At 58.6% G+C, this 19,904-nt stretch carries 14 protein-coding genes; 13 read left to right on the top strand and 1 reads right to left on the bottom strand.

Going from position 1 to position 19,904, the window contains the following annotated elements; all coding sequences use genetic code 11:
- Positions 1–72: 72 nt before the first annotated feature.
- The 8 genes from msuE (at position 73) to QE435_RS02075 (ending at position 8,338) form a co-directional block, all read left to right on the top strand.
- Positions 73–663 carry an FMN reductase gene (gene msuE / locus QE435_RS02110; protein WP_349040068.1) on the top strand — a complete coding sequence of 197 codons (591 nt, stop codon included), beginning with the start codon at positions 73–75 and terminating at the stop codon, positions 661–663.
- Positions 664–684: 21 nt separating this feature from the next.
- A complete protein-coding gene (gene sfnG, locus QE435_RS02105) occupies positions 685–1,788 on the top strand; it encodes a dimethylsulfone monooxygenase SfnG (protein WP_349040067.1) in 1,104 nt (367 codons plus the stop codon).
- Positions 1,789–1,897: 109 nt separating this feature from the next.
- On the top strand, positions 1,898–2,815 hold the full coding sequence (locus QE435_RS02100) for an ABC transporter ATP-binding protein (protein ID WP_349040066.1): 918 nt from the start codon (positions 1,898–1,900) through the stop codon (positions 2,813–2,815).
- Entirely contained in the window at positions 2,815–3,711 is an 897-nt protein-coding gene (locus QE435_RS02095) for a branched-chain amino acid ABC transporter permease (RefSeq protein WP_349040065.1), read from the top strand. The genes QE435_RS02100 and QE435_RS02095 overlap by 1 nt, the downstream gene beginning before the upstream one ends.
- Before the next feature lies 1 nt (position 3,712).
- Positions 3,713–4,753 carry a branched-chain amino acid ABC transporter permease gene (locus QE435_RS02090; protein ID WP_349040064.1) on the top strand — a complete coding sequence of 347 codons (1,041 nt, stop codon included), beginning with the start codon at positions 3,713–3,715 and terminating at the stop codon, positions 4,751–4,753.
- A 130-nt stretch (positions 4,754–4,883) separates the two neighbouring features.
- Positions 4,884–6,218: an ABC transporter substrate-binding protein gene (locus QE435_RS02085; RefSeq protein WP_349040063.1), complete on the top strand. Its 1,335-nt coding sequence runs from the start codon at positions 4,884–4,886 to the stop codon at positions 6,216–6,218.
- Positions 6,219–6,287: 69 nt separating this feature from the next.
- Positions 6,288–7,064 (top strand): ABC transporter ATP-binding protein, encoded by a 777-nt coding sequence (locus tag QE435_RS02080; RefSeq protein WP_349040062.1) that lies wholly within the window; start codon positions 6,288–6,290, stop codon positions 7,062–7,064.
- 26 nt (positions 7,065–7,090) lie between these two features.
- On the top strand, positions 7,091–8,338 hold the full coding sequence (locus tag QE435_RS02075; RefSeq protein ID WP_349040061.1) for an SfnB family sulfur acquisition oxidoreductase: 1,248 nt from the start codon (positions 7,091–7,093) through the stop codon (positions 8,336–8,338).
- 146 nt (positions 8,339–8,484) lie between these two features.
- Here QE435_RS02075 and QE435_RS02070 read toward each other — a convergent pair whose 3' ends face one another.
- The gene (locus tag QE435_RS02070) at positions 8,485–9,468 is read right to left on the bottom strand and encodes a helix-turn-helix transcriptional regulator (RefSeq protein WP_349040060.1); all 984 of its coding nucleotides are present in this window, start codon (positions 9,466–9,468) and stop codon (positions 8,485–8,487) included.
- Between the two features lie 152 nt (positions 9,469–9,620).
- On the opposite strand from QE435_RS02070, the gene QE435_RS02065 reads away from it, so the two are divergent.
- From QE435_RS02065 to QE435_RS02045, 5 genes are all read left to right on the top strand, one after another.
- On the top strand, positions 9,621–11,837 hold the full coding sequence (locus tag QE435_RS02065) for a TonB-dependent receptor (RefSeq protein WP_349040059.1): 2,217 nt from the start codon (positions 9,621–9,623) through the stop codon (positions 11,835–11,837).
- Positions 11,837–13,081 (top strand): RhtX/FptX family siderophore transporter, encoded by a 1,245-nt coding sequence (locus tag QE435_RS02060; protein WP_349040058.1) that lies wholly within the window; start codon positions 11,837–11,839, stop codon positions 13,079–13,081. Before QE435_RS02065 ends, QE435_RS02060 begins: the two co-directional genes overlap by 1 nt.
- Positions 13,081–14,130 carry a siderophore-interacting protein gene (locus QE435_RS02055; RefSeq protein WP_349040057.1) on the top strand — a complete coding sequence of 350 codons (1,050 nt, stop codon included), beginning with the start codon at positions 13,081–13,083 and terminating at the stop codon, positions 14,128–14,130. The genes QE435_RS02060 and QE435_RS02055 overlap by 1 nt, the downstream gene beginning before the upstream one ends.
- 870 nt (positions 14,131–15,000) lie before the next feature.
- Positions 15,001–16,068 carry a histidine kinase dimerization/phosphoacceptor domain -containing protein gene (locus QE435_RS02050; RefSeq protein ID WP_349040056.1) on the top strand — a complete coding sequence of 356 codons (1,068 nt, stop codon included), beginning with the start codon at positions 15,001–15,003 and terminating at the stop codon, positions 16,066–16,068.
- Positions 16,069–16,689: 621 nt separating this feature from the next.
- Positions 16,690–19,626 (top strand): EAL domain-containing protein, encoded by a 2,937-nt coding sequence (locus tag QE435_RS02045; RefSeq protein WP_349040055.1) that lies wholly within the window; start codon positions 16,690–16,692, stop codon positions 19,624–19,626.
- The last annotated feature ends 278 nt before the right edge of the window (positions 19,627–19,904 follow it).

Here is a 19,904-nt window from a genome sequence, read left to right as displayed (position 1 = left end):
CAGTTTGGAATACACACCTTTGATAATCTATCAAAACAATAGAAATTGAAGGCAATGAATGTGAGGCGAGAGATGAACATACTCGGCATAAGCGGCAGCGTAAAACAACCGTCACGCACGGCGCGTGTTGTCTCGGATATTTTAGCGTCGATCGAAAGACGAGTAAGCGCTTCCGTGAACACGATCGATCTGGCCGTGGCAGCACCGATCCTGTTCAGAGCCCTGCGCGCCGATCAACTGGATGAGGCAGGTCGCAGGATAATCGATGCCGTGGAGGCTGCCGATGTGCTTGTTGTCGGTTCGCCGGTGTACCGCGCATCCTACACTGGGGCGTTGAAGCATCTCTTCGATCTGGTCGACTTCCGTGCGCTCCAAGGCAAGCGGGTCATCCTTGCGGCAACGGGCGGTACGCCATTGCATGGTCTGATGCTGGAGCACCAGTTCCGGCCGCTATTCGGTTTCTTCGGCGCCGTTACCGTGCCGACGACGATCTATGCCGTTGAAGCGGACTTCACCGAATACACGCTTGCGAACCCAGCGGTCGAAGCGCGCATCGAGCGTGCTGTCGCCGAGTTGGTCGACCTTCTACCAGCAGCGAGCCCTGTGGCCCGCGATCACCATCCGACCCTTCATGTCGTTTCGCGCGAAACGGCCGCCAACTAACATCAGGAAAGAGGACCTGCCATGACTGATTACCGCGCCGAGCCCGTGAAATTCGCCTATTGGGTGCCGAATGTTTCCGGTGGCCTCGTCATCTCGAACATCGAACAGCGCACCAGCTGGACCATCGAGTATAACCGCAAGCTGGCGCAGATCGCCGAAGCCAGCGGCTTCGAATACGCGCTCAGCCAGATCCGCTTTACCGCCGGTTATGGCGCCGAGTTCCAACATGAATCCGTGTCCTTCAGTCACGCTCTTCTCGAATCCACGACGACTCTGAAGGTCATCGCCGCCATCCTGCCCGGCCCGTGGAACCCGGCGCTTGCCGCAAAACAGATCGCCACGATCAATCACCTGACCAACGGTCGCGTCGCCGTTAACATCGTGAGCGGCTGGTTCCGTGGAGAGTTCCACGCCATCGGCGAGCCGTGGCTCGACCACGACGAGCGCTACCGTCGCTCGGAAGAGTTTATCCGGGCGCTGCGTGGTATCTGGACGGAAGACAATTTCACCTTCCGGGGTGATTTCTACCGCTTCACCAATTATTCGCTGAAACCGAAGCCGATCGATCCGCAGCCGGAAATATTCCAGGGCGGTTCCTCACGCGCGGCCCGCGACATGGCGTCCCGCGTGTCCGACTGGTACTTCACCAACGGCAATACACCCGAGGAAATCGCCAAGCAGGTCAATGACATCCGGGTTAAGGCCAAGGAAAACAACCACTCGGTCAAGGTTGGCGTAAATGCTTTCGCGATCGTGCGCGAGACTGAGGAAGAGGCTAAGGCCGTGCTCGCCGAGATCATCGAGAAGGCCAATCCGGAAGCGGTCAACGCCTTCGGCCATGAAGTGAAAAATGCCGGAAAGTCTTCCCCCGAAGGTGAGGGCAACTGGGCAAAGTCCAGTTTCGAGGACCTCGTCCAGTATAATGATGGCTTCCGCTCCAATCTCATCGGTACGCCGCGGCAGGTGGCCGAGCGCATCGTGAACCTGAAGCGCTCCGGTGCCGACCTCATTCTCTTGGGCTTCCTGCATTTCCAGGAGGAGGTGGAATATTTCGGCAAGCACGTCATACCGCTCGTGCGCGAACTGGAAGAGGTGGAAGCAGGCGCGGCAATCGCCGCCGAGTAAGTCTCGCAAAGCTGAAGGGGCAGCGGCTTCGGCTACTGTCCGCAACGCGGGCGTGATGGCGTCCGTGATCGAAAACCTGTGTCCGTTTGGGCGAAGCATGGATTGAACGATGTCGGCATCGAATTTTCTGCCTGTAAGTCTCGGCGGCGAGGTGGCGGTGTCGCCGGATATCCGTGAACACACCGCCCTTCATCGCGAGCGCGTCGAGCACGACCGCAGCGCGTCGCTTCCTGCTCAAGGGCTTGCGCTGGAGCTGCGCGGTATCGACCTTTCCTTCGGAGGCGTCGTCGCTCTGCAGGATGTCGATCTTGCCGTGCGGCATGGCGAAATCCGGGCCATCATCGGGCCGAACGGTGCGGGCAAGAGTTCGCTGATCAACGTCATCTCCGGCGTCTATCGCCCGGATCGCGGCCATGTTGCGATCAATGGGACAGCCTATCGAACCGTACCGACGCAAAAGCTCGCTCGCCTCGGTGTGGCGCGGACGTTCCAGAATCTCGCCCTGTTCAAGGGTCTCAGTGTTCTCGACAACGTCGCTACCGGGCGGGCCTATGTCGGGCGGGCGAATTTTCTCAGCCAGATCGCAGGTTTGCCGCGTGCGGTTCGGGAGCAGGCCGATGCCCGCGAGCGGGCGCAACGCATCATCGATTTCCTGCACCTGACGGCTTATGTCGACCGGCTTGCCGGCACGCTGCCCTATGGCCTGCAGAAGCGGGTCGAGCTCGCCCGCGCCCTTGCCGCCGAGCCGCGCATCCTGCTGCTCGACGAGCCGATGGCCGGCATGACGGCAGCAGAAAAAAACGAACTTGCTGATTACGTGCGGCTTGCGCGCGACGAATATGCCATCACCGTCGTCCTGATCGAGCATGACATCGGCGTAGTGATGGGGCTTTCCGACCGGATCGCGGTTCTCGACTACGGGCGCAAGATTGCAGATGGCACGCCTGGGGAGATTGCCAGCGATCAGCGCGTCATCGATGCCTATCTCGGTGTTGCGCCGGAAAATGAAGGCGGGGAGGGTATATGATGGCCGAGTTCGATTGGCTGTTCTTTACCGAGGTGCTGGTCGGAGGTTTGCTCTCCGGGGTCATGTATTCGCTTGTCGCGATCGGTTTCGTGCTGATCTACAAGACATCGGGTGTCCTGAACTTTTCGCAGGGCGCGCTTCTCCTGTTTGCGGCGCTGACATTCGTGAGCCTTGTTGAGCGTGGCGTGCCTTTCGCGGCAGCCTTTGTCATCACCTTTGCCATCATGGTGGTCCTCGGCATCACGATTGAGCGCGCGGTGCTTCGTCCACTCACGAACAGGCCGCCGATCACCCTGTTCATGGCGACGCTCGGCCTGTCCTATGTTATCGAAGGAGCGGCCCAGCTTCTCTGGGGCACGCAGGTTCATGGGCTCGATCTCGGTATTGAGGACATTCCCTTCGATGTCGGCGGCGTCTTCATCAGCCAGTTCGATATTTTTGCCGCTCTCGTGGCGGCCGGCATGGTGGCAATCCTTTCGGCCTTCTTCCGGTACACCCGCATTGGCCTCGGCTTCCGTGCTGTCGCCGATGACCAGTTCGCGGCCCTGGCCGTCGGTCTCAAGCTGCCCTGGATATGGGCGAGTGTCTGGGCGGCAGCAGGTCTCGTTGCTCTGGTTGCCGGGCTGCTCTGGGGCGCGCGGCTCGGGGTGCAATTTTCGCTGTCTCTGGTGGTGCTTAAAGCGCTGCCTGTGCTGGTTCTCGGCGGCTTCGATTCCATTCTCGGAGCGATCATCGGGGGCTTGCTCATCGGCGCATCTGAAAAGCTCGCCGAGGTCTATATCGGCGAGTATTTCGGCGGCGGTATCGAGGGCTGGTTTGCCTATGTTGTGGCGCTTGCTTTCCTGCTGATCCGCCCATCCGGCCTGTTCGGTCAAAAGCTCGTGGAAAGGGTCTGATATGTCCGCTGTTACAGCCGATCTTTCGCCAGCGTTTTCCCTGCCGCGCCATGCCGGCGTGGCCGCGGTGCTCGCCATCGCCTATCTCGTCATGCCGTTCATTGGCACCAGTTACCTCTTCGAGGCAATCCTGCTGCCGTTTCTCGCGCTCAGCCTCGCCGGGGTCGGTCTAAACCTTTTGACTGGCTATGCGGGGCAGGTGTCGCTTGGGTCGGCCGCATTCATGGCCGTCGGTGCCTTCGCGGCCTATAATTTCAATCTGCGGGTCGAGGCGCTGCCGCTTATCGTTTCGATTGCGCTCGCCGGTCTTTCCGCAGCAGCCGTTGGCATCGTCTTCGGCCTGCCGAGCCTGCGACTGCGTGGCTTTTACCTCGCGGTTTCCACTCTCGCGGCGCAGTTCTTCGTGCAATGGGCGTTGACGAAATTCAGCTGGTTCTCCAACGAATCCGCCTCCGGCGTGATCGATGCACCGGCGCTCTCACTGGCCGGGATTTCCTTCGAAGGGCCGGTCGGGCGTTATCTCTTCGCGCTGACCATCGTTGCCGTCCTCACGTTCCTCGCCTATCGCCTTGTGTCGTCGCAGACAGGTCGCAACTTCATCGCCGTGCGCGACAACGAGACCGCCGCACGCATCATCGGCATTCCGGTGCTTCGCACCAAGCTGCTCGCCTTTGCGATTTCATCCTTCATCATCGGCGTTGCCGGAGTAATCTGGGCCTTTGCATACCTGCGGACTGTGGAGCCGGCTGGCTTCAATCTCGACCGGTCGTTCCAGATACTCTTCATCGTCATCATCGGCGGGCTTGCCTCGATACGGGGCGCCTTCTTCGGCGCGGCTTTGATCGTCGTCTTTCCGCTCGTCCTGTCACGGCTTGGCTCTTGGTTGTTGGGCGATGTCTTTAATTCCGGCGTGCTCGATATGACGCAGAGAATCGTTCTCGGCACCTTGATCATTCTCTTTCTGATCCTGGAACCTGATGGCCTCGTGTCATTGTGGGATCGCTTGAGGTCACGCATTGCAGCCGCCGTCAGGCGGGCGTGAGGGACTCGAAGCCCCAGCCGCGAAGGCCGAAGGGCTTCCAACAAGAAAAACCCAAACAAGAAACGCGCATGAATCCCTGAAATCAGACCGGATGGCAGAGCGCCAGCCGACAGACGGAGTGTGTCCAGATATGACCTTTTATACGAAAATCAAAGCCGCGGCCTTCGCTGCCGGAATCAGCCTCGCGTCCATCGCCGTCCCGGCCTTGGCCGATGAACAGTACTTTCCCCTCCAGAGTTACCGCGTCGGCCCCTATGCCGCGGGTGGCACGGGCTTTTTCGGTGGGTTCATCGATTATCTCAACCTCATCAATATCAGGGACGGCGGTGTCAACGGCGTCAAGTTGACCTGGTCCGAGGCCGAAACGCAGTACGAGGTCGAACGAGGTGTCGAGGCATATGAACGACTGAAGAGCAATCCCGGTGTTGCTGCCTGGAACCCGCTGTCGGTCGGCATCGCCTATGCCATGATCGATCGCATCACCCAGGACAAGGTGCCGCTCATCACCATCAATCACGGTCGCACGGATTCGACGGATGGCCGCGTTTTTCCCTATGTCTTCCCGTTGCTGCTCAACCCCTACAGCGAAACCTCCGGCATCGTGAATTACATCGCCTCCAAGGAAGGCGGGCTTGAGGGACTGAAGGGCAAGAAGATCGTCGTGCTCTATCACGGCTCGCCCTATGGCAAGGAAACGATCCCGATCTACGAGCTTCTGTCCAAGAAGTATGGCTTCGACCTCCAGCAGATCGAAGTCCCGCATCCGGGCAACGAGCAGCAGTCTCAGTGGCTGACGATACGCCGTGCCAAGCCGGATTACGTCGTGCTGCGCGGTTGGGGCGTGATGAACCCGGTGGCGTTGAAGACGGCGGCAAAGACCGGTTTCCCGGTCGATCATATCATCGGCAATGTCTGGTCCAACTCGGAAGAGGACGTCATTCCAGCTGGAGATGCGGCCAAGGGCTACACCGCCATCACGACCCAGGCATCCGGCGCCGAATATCCGGTGGTCAAGGAAATCGTGAAGACCGTCTACGACGCCGGCAAGGGCAACCTTGATGACAAGAGCCGTATCGGCTCCGTCTACCACAATCTCGGTATCGTCAACGGTATCCTGAATGTCGAGGCCGTGCGCATCGCCCAGGAGAAATTCGGCAAGCGGACATTGACCGGGGACGAGGTTCGCTGGGGCTTCGAGCATCTGCAGCTCGACCCGGCCCGTGTGGAGGCATTGGGTGCTAAGGATCTCTTCCACTCGATCAACGTCACCTGGGACAACCATGAGGGCAACGGCTACGTGACGTTCCAGCAGTGGGACGGCAAGAAGTGGAATGTGGTTTCCGATTGGATTGCGCCGGACTGGGCTCTGCTACGCCCGATCATCGAGAAGTCCTCCGAGGCCTATGCAGCGGAAAAGGGCATCAAGCTTCGGACCTCGGAAGATGCGAATTCCGTGACGAACTGATGTTCGCGTGGCCGGGCCAGCTTCCTCACGGTCCGGCCACAACGTTCGAAACGCACCAAGGAGATCGTGATGACCAACGCGAACAGGCTGCTCACTGTGGAGGGTCTCCATGCAACCTACAATCATGCCATCACCGCATTGCAAGGCGTCACGCTTTCGCTGGGGCGAGGGGAAATTCTTGCCCTCCTCGGTGCGAACGGTGCTGGCAAGTCGACGACGCTGAAGGCGGTTTCCAACCTCCTTCCGGCTGAACGCGGGCAGGTGCTTGCTGGCCATATCCTGTTTGACGGGCGTGATGTCACGCGCGAAACTCCGGCAAGCCTCGTCCGTCTCGGTCTTGTACAGGTGCTCGAAGGTCGCCATTGTTTCAAGACGCTGACGGTCGAGGAAAATCTGGTCTCCGGCGGTCTTGGCCGGTCCGCCACGCGCACCGAAATTGCGACCGATCTCGAGAAAATTTACGCGCATTTTCCAAGGTTTAAGGAAAAGCGCCGGGTGCTTTCCGGCCTTACTTCGGGCGGCGAGCAGCAGATGACCGCCATCGGTCGGGCGCTGATGTCGCGGCCGCGACTGCTGGTGCTCGACGAACCGTCGATGGGGCTGGCGCCCCTTATCGTGCAGGACATTTTCCGCACGCTGAGGCGTCTCAATCGCGAAGAAGGTCTTTCGATTCTGGTTGCCGAACAAAACTCAGCAGTCGCGCTGACCTATGCCGACCGTGCCATTGTTTTGGAGAACGGGGTGAGCGTGCTGTCCGGCACGGCTGCCGAACTCAAGGCGCGGGATGACGTGAAAGCTTTTTACCTAGGCCAGAAGCCGGCCGCGCCTGTCGCACACATTCACTGAAAATCAAAGGAAAAAGGAGACGTGGCATGACCATTTCTAACATCAAGACGAAAGATGCGGCTCAAGGCGTTCCGGCCGTGTCGCGGCCGAGCGAGCCGGCACACATCATCAAGAGCGACGCCGAGGCGATCGACGTCGCGAAGAAACTGGCCGCCGAAATAGCCCCGGGTGCAGCCCTTCGCGACCGCGATCGTATCTGGCCGGTGAAGGAACTCGATGCCTTCTCGCAGAGCGGTCTCTGGTCGATCAACGTGCCGAAGGCATTCGGCGGCCCGGAGGTCTCCTATGTGACGCTCGCCAAGGTGATCGAGATCGTCTCTGCGGCGGATTCTTCGATCGGTCAGATCGCGCAGAACCATCTCGGCGTCGTCGCGGCGATCCGCACGGTTTCCGACGAAGCGCAGCAGAAACTGCTGTTCGCTGAGGTATTGAAAGGAACGCGCTTCGGCAATGCCTTCTCTGAATTCGGCTCCAAACGGGCGGCGGATTTCGAAACGAAGTTTGTCGATGCTGGCGACCATGTGATCGTCAACGGCCAGAAATTTTACTCCTCCGGTGCGCTTCTCGCCCATCTCGTACCGATCGTTGCGCTCGATGATGAAGGCCGGGCCTGGTATGCGATTGCCGAGCGCGACGCACCCGGATTGACCGTGATCGATGACTGGTCGTCCTTCGGGCAGCGGACCACGCTGTCCGGCACTGTGATCCTGAACAATGTCAAAGTGCCCAAGACCCATCTGGTCCCCGGCTACAAGGGCTATGCGGAGCCGACCGCCGATGGTGCGATTTTCCAGATTATCCAGGTCGCGGTCGATACCGGGATTGCGCAGGCGGCGATCGATGAGACCGTCTCCTTCGTGCGCACCAAGAGCCGCGCCTGGGTAGACAGCGGCGTAGACAACGCCTGGGACGATCCCTACACGATCCAGGCGGTCGGCGATTTGACGCTGCGCCTGCATGCCGCGCAGGCTCTGCTGGAAAAGGCCGGTTACGCCATTGACCGAGCGATCCAGAACCCAAATGCTGAAACGGTTGCTGAGGCCCAGATCGTCACAGCCGAAGCGAAGATCCTCTCGACGGAAATTGCCATTGCAGCGACCAACAAGCTCTTCGAGCTGGCGGGCACGCGGTCTACGCTCGCTGAGCATCACCTTGATCGTCATTGGCGCAATGCCCGCACCCACACGCTGCACGATCCGGTACGATGGAAATATTCAATTCTCGGCAAGTATTTTCTGAACGGTGAGAAGCCGCCGCTCCATGCCTGGAGTTGAGATTTTGAGAAATGCGGGGCGCCGTCAGGCGTCCCGTTTTCGCGATCATTTTTGATCGGGTCTGATGAGCGGAACGATGGCTGGAGCGGTCGTTATCAAAACTGACGATGTTCATAGGAGATACTCGCGCCGCAGGCTGTGCCCGGTTAGCGATTTATCGCTGGCGCCTGGGAGGCTAGCCTTGCCGACCGGCGCATGTCCGTCGGACGCATTCCGTAGCGCTTGCGAAACGCTCGGCTGAAATAAGCGGGGTCATCGAAGCCGCAATCGAAGGCGATCTGCATAATCGCCTCGCCCGGGCCGCGCAGCAGAAGCGCCTGCCGAGCCGCCTCCAGTCGCCGCTCCAGAAGGTAGCGGGAGAAGGTCGTACCCTCTCGATGGAACAGTTTCTGCACCGCTCGCGCCGAAATCCGCTCGCTGTGGGCGACGTCGGCCAGCGAAAATCCGCTGTCGGAGAGATGCGCGCCGACCGACTGCTTGATGGCGGATAACCGATCCGGCCGCCCGCCGCGTGCGACTCCAGCGGCAAGTTCGGCGATCAGCACCGGTAGAAGCTGGTAGAAATGCCTGACCATCATGTCCGCATGGCCATCTGTCTGGTGCGGCTGCTGCAGCATATAGCCAGCATAGCAGATCAACAGTTGCAGAGGCAGGCAGTCGTTCGAAATCGGCCGCAGCATCAAGACCGACATCTGGCTTGCCGCGGGCCCGAGGACATGGTCGGCCAAGTGCGCACAATCCAGCCGCCCGCCTTCGGAAAGCTCGATTGACAGCGGCTGGTCGGCGGCGGCAAACACGACTTCCGACCGAGCAGCCAGAACGATGCGCGGCCCCTGCGCGACGCGAAGTGGCCCTTCCATGGCGCGCAGGATGACGATGCCCGGTCCTGTCAGACCCGAGGACGCGATGCGAACCGGCGCGGGACGAGGATAGAGCGTCGTCAGCGACAGGCCGAGCCGTCCCCAGAACAGACCGGGAATGTCGTCCTCTGGCGCTGGACCATCGTGGTCGACCTCGCCAAGCATCTCCGAGAGAATCATCCGCCACATCGGTTGTGTGGCGTCCCTCGCTACCGGGCGGTCGGCGGCCGCGCCGAAGCGCAGGGGAGTGAGGTTGGCAGCATGCTTCACTGTGCAAAAATCCCGTTCGGTTCGTTCTCGTCCAAGTTCGGTTCGCCTCAATCTGCGCTTTCCAAGGACGGCTTGTATAAAGATGACTGCGAAAGTCTTGTTTTGCAACGGCCTGTTTCGGAAAGCGGGACCGTCAATTTTGGGGGTTATTCATGCGTGGGACATTGGCGCTTGGTGTTTCGATTATTACCATCGCCCTGGTGGCCGAGGCGCGTGGGCAGGACGCGGGCGAGGCACAACAGGATGGCAGTGCAACAGTGTTGCAGACCATCACCATAACAGCGGGCCGCGCGCCGCAGCAGATTTCGCAGACGGCCAAGACTGTGCATGTGGTCGAGGCGGATGAGATCCAGTCACGGGCCCGCTCCGGCGAAAGCCTGCAACAGATCCTCGCCGCTGAGATTCCGAGCTTCGACGCCGCCAGCTACGGTGCGCGCAGCTCTTACGGCCAGAACCTGCGCGGGCGCACTGCCCTGGTCCTGATCGACGGCGTTTCGCTGAACTCGGCGCGCGGTGTCAGCCGCCAATTCGACTCCATCGACCCGTTCAACATCGAGCGTGTGGAAGTGCTGTCTGGCGCCACCGCAATCTATGGCGGCAACGCCACCGGCGGCATCATCAATATTATCACCAAGAAGGGAAAGGACGCGCAAGACGGGCTGCATGCCGAGATCACCACAGGCGTCGAAAGCGGCTTTCGCGGCTCAGGGGATTTCGACCGATCGGGCTCGGCCGCGGTGACCTATAACAAGGACGACTGGGATGCGCGCTTTTCCGTCTCGACCAGCCGCACCGGCAATTATTATGACGGCAGCGGCACATTGCTGGTTCCCGACATCACCCAGACCTCGACCGCATCGACGCAGCGCATAGACGTAATGGGCTCGATCGGCTACCAGATCGATGCCAGCCGACGTTTTGAAATCGGCGGGCAATATTATGACAGCGAGCAAAGCTCCGATTACGGCATCTATTTCGGCCAGAATCTCGCAGCGATCCGAAATCCGCGGCTGTTCGAGACCCGAGACGGCTACAGCTCCGATTTCGACCCAGCCACCCGCCGAGCCATGGTCAACGCGACCTACACCGACGACGATTTTCTCGGCCAGAACCTGTTGCTGCAGGGTTTCTATCGCTCCGAGCGCGTGCAGTTCCATCCGTTCCCTTCCTCGACCTATTTCTTCGGCAGTTCGCAGGACACCGACTATTACGGTTTCAAGGCTGCGATGGTTTCCGAGCCGGCTGACCGGTTGAAGCTCACCTACGGCATCGACGCCGACCGTGATTCTTTTTCGTCCAGCCAGAACATTTTCGATATGTTGACCGCGATGCGCTCCGGCGCCTTGGATTTCGACACGATCGGCGTGACTGGCCTTTATCCGAAGATCGACGTGTCCACGATCGCTGGCTTCGTCGACGTGTCCTATGAATTGACCGACGCGCTGACGCTGAGTGGCGGCGCCCGTTACCAGCATGTCTATACGAATGTCGGCGATTTCGTCGGTGCGGTGCAACAGGTGGCGATCCTGCAAGGGACGGCGCAGTCGGCGGATGCCATTGCCGGTGGTTCTGTCAACTACGACGCTTTCCTGTTCAATGCCGGGGCGACATACAGCCTGTCGGACACCCAGCAGGTCTACACCAACTTCGCGCAAGGCTTCGAACTGCCCGATCCCGCAAAATATTACGGTGTCGGCACTTACACCCTATCCGGCGGGCACTACAGCCTGCTCAGAAGCGTCAATGTCGCGCAATCGGCGCTGGAAGCCATCAAGCCAAATTCCTTCGAACTTGGCTACCGTTTCGACGACGGCACCTACAATGCCGCCGCCGCCGCCTTCTATTCGCTGTCCGACCGCTCGATTTCTCTGAACCGCACGACGCTGGCGATCGAGATGCAGGACCAGGAGCGCCGGGTCTATGGCTTCGAGGGCAAGGTGGGCGCCAAACTGTCTCACGGCTTGGACGTCGGCATGCTCGGCCAGTGGGTCAAGACCGAGGTCAAGGACCCCAGCGGTTGGAGCCGCTACACGGTCGGCTCGGCCAGCGTCCCTAAACTCGGAGGCCATGTCGGGTGGGCGGGCGATGCGCTCAGCCTGCGCCTGCAGGGCGAACATATCTTCGACCTGGCGGACGATGCCGGCTACAGTATCAAGGGCTATACGCTGTTCAATCTGACCGGCGCGTATAAATTCGAAGCCGCCAACGCGACCGTCAATTTCGGCGTGCACAACCTGTTCGACAAGGATTACACAACGATATGGGGCTCGCGCGCCAAGGCGCTCTATGGCGGGCTCGCCGACGAATCGATCTTCGACTACAAGGGACGCGGTCGCACCTTTGCCGTCTCCCTGACAAAGACCTTCTGATGAGTGCGTTTACCCGTAAAGATGGCCGGCTCTACGCGGTGCTGGCCGGCCTCTATCTCGCGCAGGGCATCCCGACCTATCTGCTGCTCGTCGCTCTGCCGCCGCTGATGCGTGAAAGCGGCGCCTCGCGCACCGCCATCGGCCTGTTCTCGCTACTGATGCTGCCGCTGATCCTGAAATTCGCGGTTGCGCCGTTGGTCGACAGGTTTTCGCCGCTGCCGCGGCTTGGGCACCGGCGTGGTTGGGTGATCCCAACCCAGCTTCTCGTCAGTGCCCTGATTGCCGCTATGGCCTTGTTCGATCCCGGTCAGCCGGGAACGCTGTTTGCGCTCTGCCTTGCCATCACCATTTTGTCGTCGTTGCAGGACATCGCCACCGACGGCTATGCCGTCCGGCATTTAAGTGAGCGCACCCGCGCTACTGGCAATGCCATCCAGGCCGGCGCTGTAGCGCTTGGTGTCCTCATTGGCGGCACGCTGGCGCTGGTGCTGTTCCATCGCCTCGGCTGGGCGCCCACCATTCTTTTGGTTGCGGCGCTGTCACTGCTGCCGCTACTCGGGGCGCTGTGGATGCGTGAGACCCCAGACGGCGGGGAGAAGACGAATGACGCGACACCAAGGCCGCGCGCCAGCCTGCGCCGCTTCTTCCGTAACCCCAATGCCTGGGCGATCCTCGGCTTTGCCTTAACCTACCGGGCGAGCGAGGGGCTGGTGCGCGGCATGGAAGGCACCTTCCTTGTCGATATGGGCCTGCCGGTTGCCTGGATCGGCTATCTGAGTGGAGGCGCCGCGGCGACAGCGGGACTGATCGGCACAGGGATCGCCGCCGTGGTGATCGCCCGCATGGGTTTGACCGCGACGCTGGTGCTGCTCGGAACGCTGCGCACGCTCTGCTTCCTCGGCTTCACCCTCAGCGCCGCGCATATCCTCCCGGGCATCGAGACCGCAATCAGCGCCTCTGCCTTCCAGACGCTGATCCGTTACATGGAGCTGGTCGCGATTTATTCTCTGTTTATGAAGGCCGCCGCAGGCGATCAGCCGGGTACCGATTTCACCATCCTCGCCTGCGCCGAACTGATCGTTTATCTGATCGGTGCCTCGGTTGCCGGCTATCTCGCCGACACGCTCGGCTATCCCGTGCTGTTCGGCACCGCGACCCTGATATCCGCCGTCGGCATTGCGCTTGCACTGAAGCAGCTTCGCCGGTTCACCCGGCGGCAGGCGCTTCAACCGGCGGCGTTATGATGGCGCCGTTCACCGCCCGCGCCCGCGTCACCCTTGCCGACGCGGAGCGCTTCACCGATGCGCTTCTGTCCCATCTCAAAAGCCACGCCAAGGTCATCCATGTGCCGGGCGGGGCGCGCATCCTCAGCACCTACGGCACGGTGCTGCTGACGCGCGAACAGGGTGGTCTCACCATTGAGGCCGCATGTCCGACCCCGACGGCGCTCGCCACCGTCCGCACGTTCCTGGCTGATCACATCTTCGAATTCTCCTCAGATGCGCGGATCGTCTGGTCGGGGGCAGGTGCCGGCGAGCGGCGGCCGCAACAGTTTCAGATGCTGGAGGTGATCGACGCCTTCACGCTAACACCGCGCATCCGCCGCATCCGGTTTTCCTGTGAAAACGCTGCCGCCCTGGCGAGTGACGCACACCATCACATCCGGCTTCTCATTCCTCCGTCGGGGCGCACACCGGTCTGGCCCGCGCTCAAGGACGACGGCCGCCTCGATTGGCCTGATGGTGACGACATGCTGGCCAGCCGCGTCTACACCTTACGTGCGGTCGATTGCGAGGCATCGACGATCACCGTCGATATCGTACTGCATCCCAGCGACACCGGTGCACCGGGAACGCATTTCGCCGGGAATGCCAGGGCCGGCGACCTGGCAGGATTGCTCGGCCCTGGCGGCAGCGGCATGCCCACCATCGACAAGCCGCTGCTGTTGCTCGGCGACGAAACCGCCATGCCGGCAATCGCCCGAATTATCGAGGGGGCAGCACCTAGCCAAGCTATCGAGGCTATTATCGCCGTTGAGTGCAGTGCCGAAACAGCCTATCTCACGGCGCGCGCAGGATCGACGCTGACATGGCTCTGTCGAAACGAGCAGCAGCACTGTCCTACAGCACTCGCCCATATGCTGGAGGCAAAGCTTGCAAGCATGGGCAGCAAATCCGCTTTCGTATGGGCTGGATGCGAACAGAGAGTAGCCAGACAGCTCCGCCAACGTTTGACAGGGCGCTCCAACATCGAGAGCTTGATCGCGGCCTACTGGCAAAGACAGCGCACGTAATGGTCGATGATAGTGATGTCTTCAAAATGCGTCACTGCCGGGGTATTGGACAGAATGACGACGATCTAAAGGACCAGAGACTAAGGCAAAGTGGGCTCTCAAACCACACATTGAAGCTGCCTAACAGAACGGTATGACGCATCACAACCGCGCTATGCAGTGCTGCCAAGCTTTTCAATCGACCAGCGTCTGTGAGGCACGGATCTGAGGTTCGACTCTTCGAGCACTTCGGCGCGCAATGGCCCGGGTAAAAGCCTTTTCGAGGCAGCACAAAACGCCAGAAGCTCAGCAATCGTCCTGAGGTGAGAACATGGATTGACAGGAAGCCGCGATCTGTAGCCTCGTCTGATCATAGATATCTGCCCGGCAAATCATTGGAAGATTGCTGAATCTCGAGGGCAAGCCACCTTTTCGAAATGCTTCGTGTATTGCGCGCACGAAGACGACCAGCGACGGCCCGCAAGCTGGCGTAGGAACTCGGTGTCCCGGACAGAAGCCTTTACCGGGAAATTGAGACGCTGCGCCTCGGAGCGCCTCTCGACGGCCAGGCGCAAAGGCGTCAGTCTGGCATTCTAGTCAATGCTCAGTCGGTGTGATCCCGACAGCCTCAGGTGTGGTAACTCCGGTGTCCTAAATCCGTTCCGAAAGGACACCCTCCTGAAAGCTCACATTTAAGGGCCTTCCGGTTCTGTCCCGAAAGTTGTCACCCCAGCCGTGGCCCAAGCCCTATCTGCATCAAACCGTCATCGGTGCTTTTCGCAATCTTCTTGCTCTAAGGTGAAGTGTCGTTGGCCCGCCTCGTGAAAACATTAGCCACCGAAAGCGCGACCTGATATGCACGGTTTGTTCTCTCCAAACGTAAAGTTCCCCATGACAGATTTCGAAGATCAGCGAGCAACGCCTGCCAATATTGCCGATCTTCCGCATCTCGCCGAAGCGCTTGATGATGACCGGTTCCGGCAGTTTCTGGATCATGTGCCATTTGCCGTCGCCGTGTCAGAGTTGGGGCAAGACGAACGACTTGTCTATGGAAACATCGAGTTTGAACGGCTGACCGGCCTTCGTGCTGAGGATTTGCAGGGACAAAGTTGGAAGGTGCTACCGACCTCTCCATCGCTGGCGGACGGCACAGAGCTCGCCGACGCATTGCTCGAACTTGAAGAGTATCTTGGCGCTTTCGCCATTGAGGCAGGAGACGCGGTGCGGACCGTCGATGCGTGGTCGAACACGATCGTCAACGATGCCGGCACACCCTTGTTTCGGCTGCTTGCAATCTCTGAGAGGGAACGATCGGAGATCGAAACATCGTTGACGCAGTCGCTGGCCGAGAAGGACATACTCCTCAAGGAGCTTCAGCACAGGGTCAAAAACAATCTGCAAATGATTACTGCGCTAATCCGGATCGAGGCGCGTAATACGCAGCGGCAGGAGGAAAGTGAGCGCTTTGGCCAACTCGCTGGTCGTATCGAGGCTCTGTCCATCCTTTACCGCTCGCTCTATGGCAGCAACGAAACGGAAACCGTAGATCTTGGGATCTATGTCAGCCAGATAGCCTCCTCCGTCATGGCGGCCCATGCCGTTGAGGGAATCCGTCTCGACATGAAGGTCGATACATGGCCAGTTTCCGTCAACGTTGCCATGCCCGTCGGCCTTGTTGTCAACGAGCTGATGACGAACGCTCTAAAATATGCCTTCGCTGGTCGGGATGGTGGGGAAATCAAGGTTCGTTGTACCGTTGACGACCAAGGCTGCAAGGTCCTCGTGGCGGACGATGGCATCGGGCTGACTGACAAGACCGATTGGCCACGCCGCGGAAAACTCAGCGCAATGATCGTGCAGTCCGTGCGGCACAACGCAAAGGCGGATATCGACGTGGCATCCGAGCCGGGTTCGGGGATGGCCGTGACAATCACCTTCAAGCGCAAGAACGGGGTCTAAACGTATGGTAGGCCAAAGCTCAGGCCTTCCACAGTGATTGATCACGCAGTGAACAAATCTCGCATCACCTGCAGAAAACAATTTCCTATAGCGAGGTCGACTATACCCTTTTGTGATGTTGAATTTCAAATTCTTTCAGATGGCTTTCGCCCTGAAGGGATGGCGATGTAGATCGTTGAAAAGATAGGCGCTTCTCCGAAAAAGCATATCGAACTCATGGTCCGGACGCTGGTTGCGGAGTTGCAGCAACGGACCCGTGATGCGCGGTGGTAGGCCGGTTTGCGCCGCGGTTGCTTTGTCATAGTGATCGATAGCTCGTGACGCTGATATTTCGACCAACCGGACGGCAAACGCGGTCGATTGACGCCCTATAGCGTTTATTACGCCCGGATTTTTCGACATTCCCTGTCGGACATTGCTTGCTAACAATCTTAGAAGTACCGAGAGCGAGTATTAGCTGAGGGGCGTTCAAGTGCGATAGTTGCTTGACGCCACGCATGAAGAGCATGTCATTTTCGTTTTTCCGTATTTTATTAACTTCGATTATTTAGCGGTCCGTAAAATCTATGCGGTAAAAGTATAGATAAACCAACGACCTCTCGGACCTGCTAAGGCCTAGTCATGCGATCTCCCTCATCGAGTCTGAATGCCTCCACCGAGCGTGCTCGACTGGCGGAGGTTCGCACCTATAATTTTCTCAGAGCAGAGAAAGATGACACTTTCGACGAGATCGTCGGAATTGCTGCAAGGATATTCAACACGCCGACCTCATTGGTTTCCCTGGTCGAAGAAGATGTACAATGGTTTGCAGCACAAAAAGGGTTTGATCCGTGCCAGACTTCTCGCGATGTGTCGTTTTGCGCACATGCGCTGGAGAGCACCAACGTCCTGGTAGTGCCGGATGCCAAGTCCGATCCGCGGTTTTGTGACAATGGATTGGTGACAGGTGAGCCCTTCATAAGGTTCTATGCTGGTGCGCCTCTAATAACGTCAAACGGCAACATCCTTGGTACGCTATGTATCATCGACATCGTGCCGAGAGCGGTCTTCTCAGATGAGGATAAGAGGATCCTCGCATCGCTGGCGAAGCTGGCAGTCGATCAACTGGAGCTCAAGCGTCTATCGCAAATGCAACGCGCCGCCCTCTGTCTGAACCGTACGTCGCAGGATGCTATCATTCATTTCGATCTTGAGGGGACGGTGAATTATGCGAATCTGAGCGCTCACCGCATTTTCGAATATGCGGATGGCGATTTGGTCAATGGTTCGATCAACTGCTTGATATCTCCGGCGTTCCACCGAAAATTGCGAGCAGCTCTACGTAAATTCGCAGTCTCAGAAACAGACCAGCTGTCGCTTCCTCCATATGAAGGCACGGGACGAACACGAACTGGGAAACAGATCTCGATTGAGGTTTCCGCTGGGGCTTGGAAGAGCGCGGAAAACATGTCGGTGGGGCTTATTGTTCGCGACATCACTGAGCGTAAGATGAGGCAGGCCTCATTCGAAATGCTATTTGATCGCAACCCGATCGCGATGTGGATTTTTGATGCCAAGACCCTTAATTTCGTGGCGATTAACGATGCGGCATGCGCACTTTACGGCTATTCTCGGGCGGAAGCTCTCACGAAAACGGCGCTGGATGTACGACCGGAAGCAGAGCGCGCGGCTATTCGTTCCACCATATGCTCTTTTGGGGAATCTTATGAGTCCTCGTCGCCGGGAACGCATATCACAGCTTCGGGAACGGCCCTGAAGATCCTAACCTTCGCACGCCGTCTTCGCCACAATGGTAAGGATTGTGTTGTCGTTGCGAACATAGATGTGACGGAGCGCGACAAGGCGGAGAGCGAACTCGCAAGCACCCAGATTTTTTTGAACGCTGTCATTGAGAGCATCCCCTCGATGATTTTCGTGAAGGAGGCATCCAGCGGAAAGTTCGTATTGCTGAACAAGGCTGGTGAGAAGTTACTCGGGACAACCAGAGATAAATTTGTCGGTAAGACCGACTTTGATCTGTTCGACAGCGCCGATGCCGAGCGCTTTAGCGATGCGGACCGGACAGCGATTCATGCCGGTAAAAAGATCACGACGATCAATGAAACCATTTCCACACCTGCAGGACTGCGCCTGTTGCGGACGCAGAAAGTTGGCGTACCCGATGCAGATGGGGAAGCTCGCTATCTCCTGGGCATATCCGAGGACATAACCGAGGCGGCAGAAGCTGAAAAACGAACTCAATACCTCGCGCACCACGATATTTTAACGGACCTCCCTAACCGCAGGTCGTTCCAGATCGAGATGCAAAACCATATCTCGAAGCCGCAGCCGTTCGCAGTGTTACTTTTCGATCTTGATCGGTTCAAAGTCGTGAATGACACAATAGGTCATCACGGCGGCGATGAACTTTTGCGTCAACTCGCAGCGCGGTTGATGTCTATCGCAGGGAAAGCAGATGTTCTCGCCAGGTTGGGTGGGGACGAGTTTGCATTGATCCACCGAATGCAGACAGGGACCGATCAAAGTGCGCTCAAGCTGGGAGAGCGCATTGTTGCGGCTCTTTCGCAACCCTTCACCATCGACGGGCGAAAGGTGAGCATTGGATGCAGTGTCGGCATTGCCACTTACCCAAAGGATGGAGCAAGTACCGATCTACTGCTCAAGCGTGCGGATCTGGCTCTTTACGCTGCGAAATCCTCCGGTCAGGGAGGGGTTCGGCTGTTTCATATTGTCCTGGAAGAGCGAGCTAACAGGAACCGAATGTTGCGGGACGAACTCCGAAGCGCTTTTGTAACTGGGCAGCTGGATCTGAACTTTCAACCGATCTACGATGCCGTCACAAGGAAAGTCGTTTGTTGTGAAGCGCTCTTGCGCTGGACCCATCCACAATACGGGCCGATCTCGCCATCTGAATTTATTCCCGCTGCAGAGAATTCAGGTCTCATAAACGACATCGGCAACTGGGTGCTCGAAAGAGCATGCATGGAGGCTGCAAAGTGGCCGAGCTCGATCACGGTTGCCGTGAACTTGTCGCCCAAGCAATTCTCCGGGTTCGGTCTTCCTGCGTCAGTTGCGAGAGCGCTTTCCAAGTCCGGTCTCGCTCCAGACAGACTGGAACTTGAGATTACGGAATCGGTGTTTCTCGCCGATACCGACGAAAACATCGCGTTGCTGCGTGACCTGAAAAATCTGGGTGTGAGAATTGCGCTCGATGATTTTGGCACTGGTTATTCCAGTCTCGCCTATTTGCGACAATTCTCTTTCGACAAGCTGAAAATCGATCGGGCATTTGTGAGCGAAGTTGCACACTGTAAAGACAGCCTGGCGATCGTGCGCGCTGTGATTGGGCTGGGAAGGAGCTTTTCAGCCGTCGTCACCGCTGAAGGTGTTGAGAACGCAGAGCAATGCGCCCAGCTCCAGGCCGAAGGTTGCGACCAGTTCCAGGGCTACTTCTTTAGTAAGCCTATCGGCTTGGAGTCTCTCCAAGCACTCTTTAGCGAGGAGGATCACTCCGCCGCTAGCTCTCCAATATATGAAGAACGCTCGGCTCAAAGATAAGATCATCCGAACAAACAAAAGCCCAACGCGGCTCTCATAGAACGGGAGGGGTATTCTGTGGGGGAAGCAGCGTCATCGAAGCCGTCGGTCGGAAATTCAGGCTTGAGACCTTCAGTGCTGTTGCATGGACAGGTGATAAGCGTGGGGCTCCCGCGATCGCCTTATGGGGGTTTTCTTGGATTCTCTGAAAGTTGAGTGTTTCCGCGCAAGGTGATTAGCCATCTCTTGGAATAGGCTCGGGCAATACAACTCAATGCTGGTGAGAAATATGGAACGCC

The organism is Agrobacterium sp. SORGH_AS 787 (assembly GCF_030819035.1).
GTDB lineage: Bacteria > Pseudomonadota > Alphaproteobacteria > Rhizobiales > Rhizobiaceae > Agrobacterium > Agrobacterium larrymoorei_B.
This window is presented reverse-complemented; position numbering and strand designations above follow the sequence as displayed.

Bases quoted from the DNA above. Each gene is read 5' to 3' on its own strand.
- QE435_RS02095 (WP_349040065.1), top strand. From the start codon at position 2,815: ATGGCCGAGTTCGATTGGCTGTTCTTTACCGAGGTGCTGGTCGGAGGT.
- msuE (WP_349040068.1), top strand. From the start codon at position 73: ATGAACATACTCGGCATAAGCGGCAGCGTAAAACAACCGTCACGCACG.
- QE435_RS02075 (WP_349040061.1), top strand. From the start codon at position 7,091: ATGACCATTTCTAACATCAAGACGAAAGATGCGGCTCAAGGCGTTCCG.
- QE435_RS02085 (WP_349040063.1), top strand. From the start codon at position 4,884: ATGACCTTTTATACGAAAATCAAAGCCGCGGCCTTCGCTGCCGGAATC.
- QE435_RS02090 (WP_349040064.1), top strand. From the start codon at position 3,713: ATGTCCGCTGTTACAGCCGATCTTTCGCCAGCGTTTTCCCTGCCGCGC.
- QE435_RS02100 (WP_349040066.1), top strand. From the start codon at position 1,898: ATGTCGGCATCGAATTTTCTGCCTGTAAGTCTCGGCGGCGAGGTGGCG.
- QE435_RS02065 (WP_349040059.1), top strand. From the start codon at position 9,621: ATGCGTGGGACATTGGCGCTTGGTGTTTCGATTATTACCATCGCCCTG.
- QE435_RS02060 (WP_349040058.1), top strand. From the start codon at position 11,837: ATGAGTGCGTTTACCCGTAAAGATGGCCGGCTCTACGCGGTGCTGGCC.
- QE435_RS02050 (WP_349040056.1), top strand. From the start codon at position 15,001: ATGACAGATTTCGAAGATCAGCGAGCAACGCCTGCCAATATTGCCGAT.
- QE435_RS02055 (WP_349040057.1), top strand. From the start codon at position 13,081: ATGGCGCCGTTCACCGCCCGCGCCCGCGTCACCCTTGCCGACGCGGAG.
- sfnG (WP_349040067.1), top strand. From the start codon at position 685: ATGACTGATTACCGCGCCGAGCCCGTGAAATTCGCCTATTGGGTGCCG.
- QE435_RS02045 (WP_349040055.1), top strand. From the start codon at position 16,690: ATGCGATCTCCCTCATCGAGTCTGAATGCCTCCACCGAGCGTGCTCGA.
- QE435_RS02080 (WP_349040062.1), top strand. From the start codon at position 6,288: ATGACCAACGCGAACAGGCTGCTCACTGTGGAGGGTCTCCATGCAACC.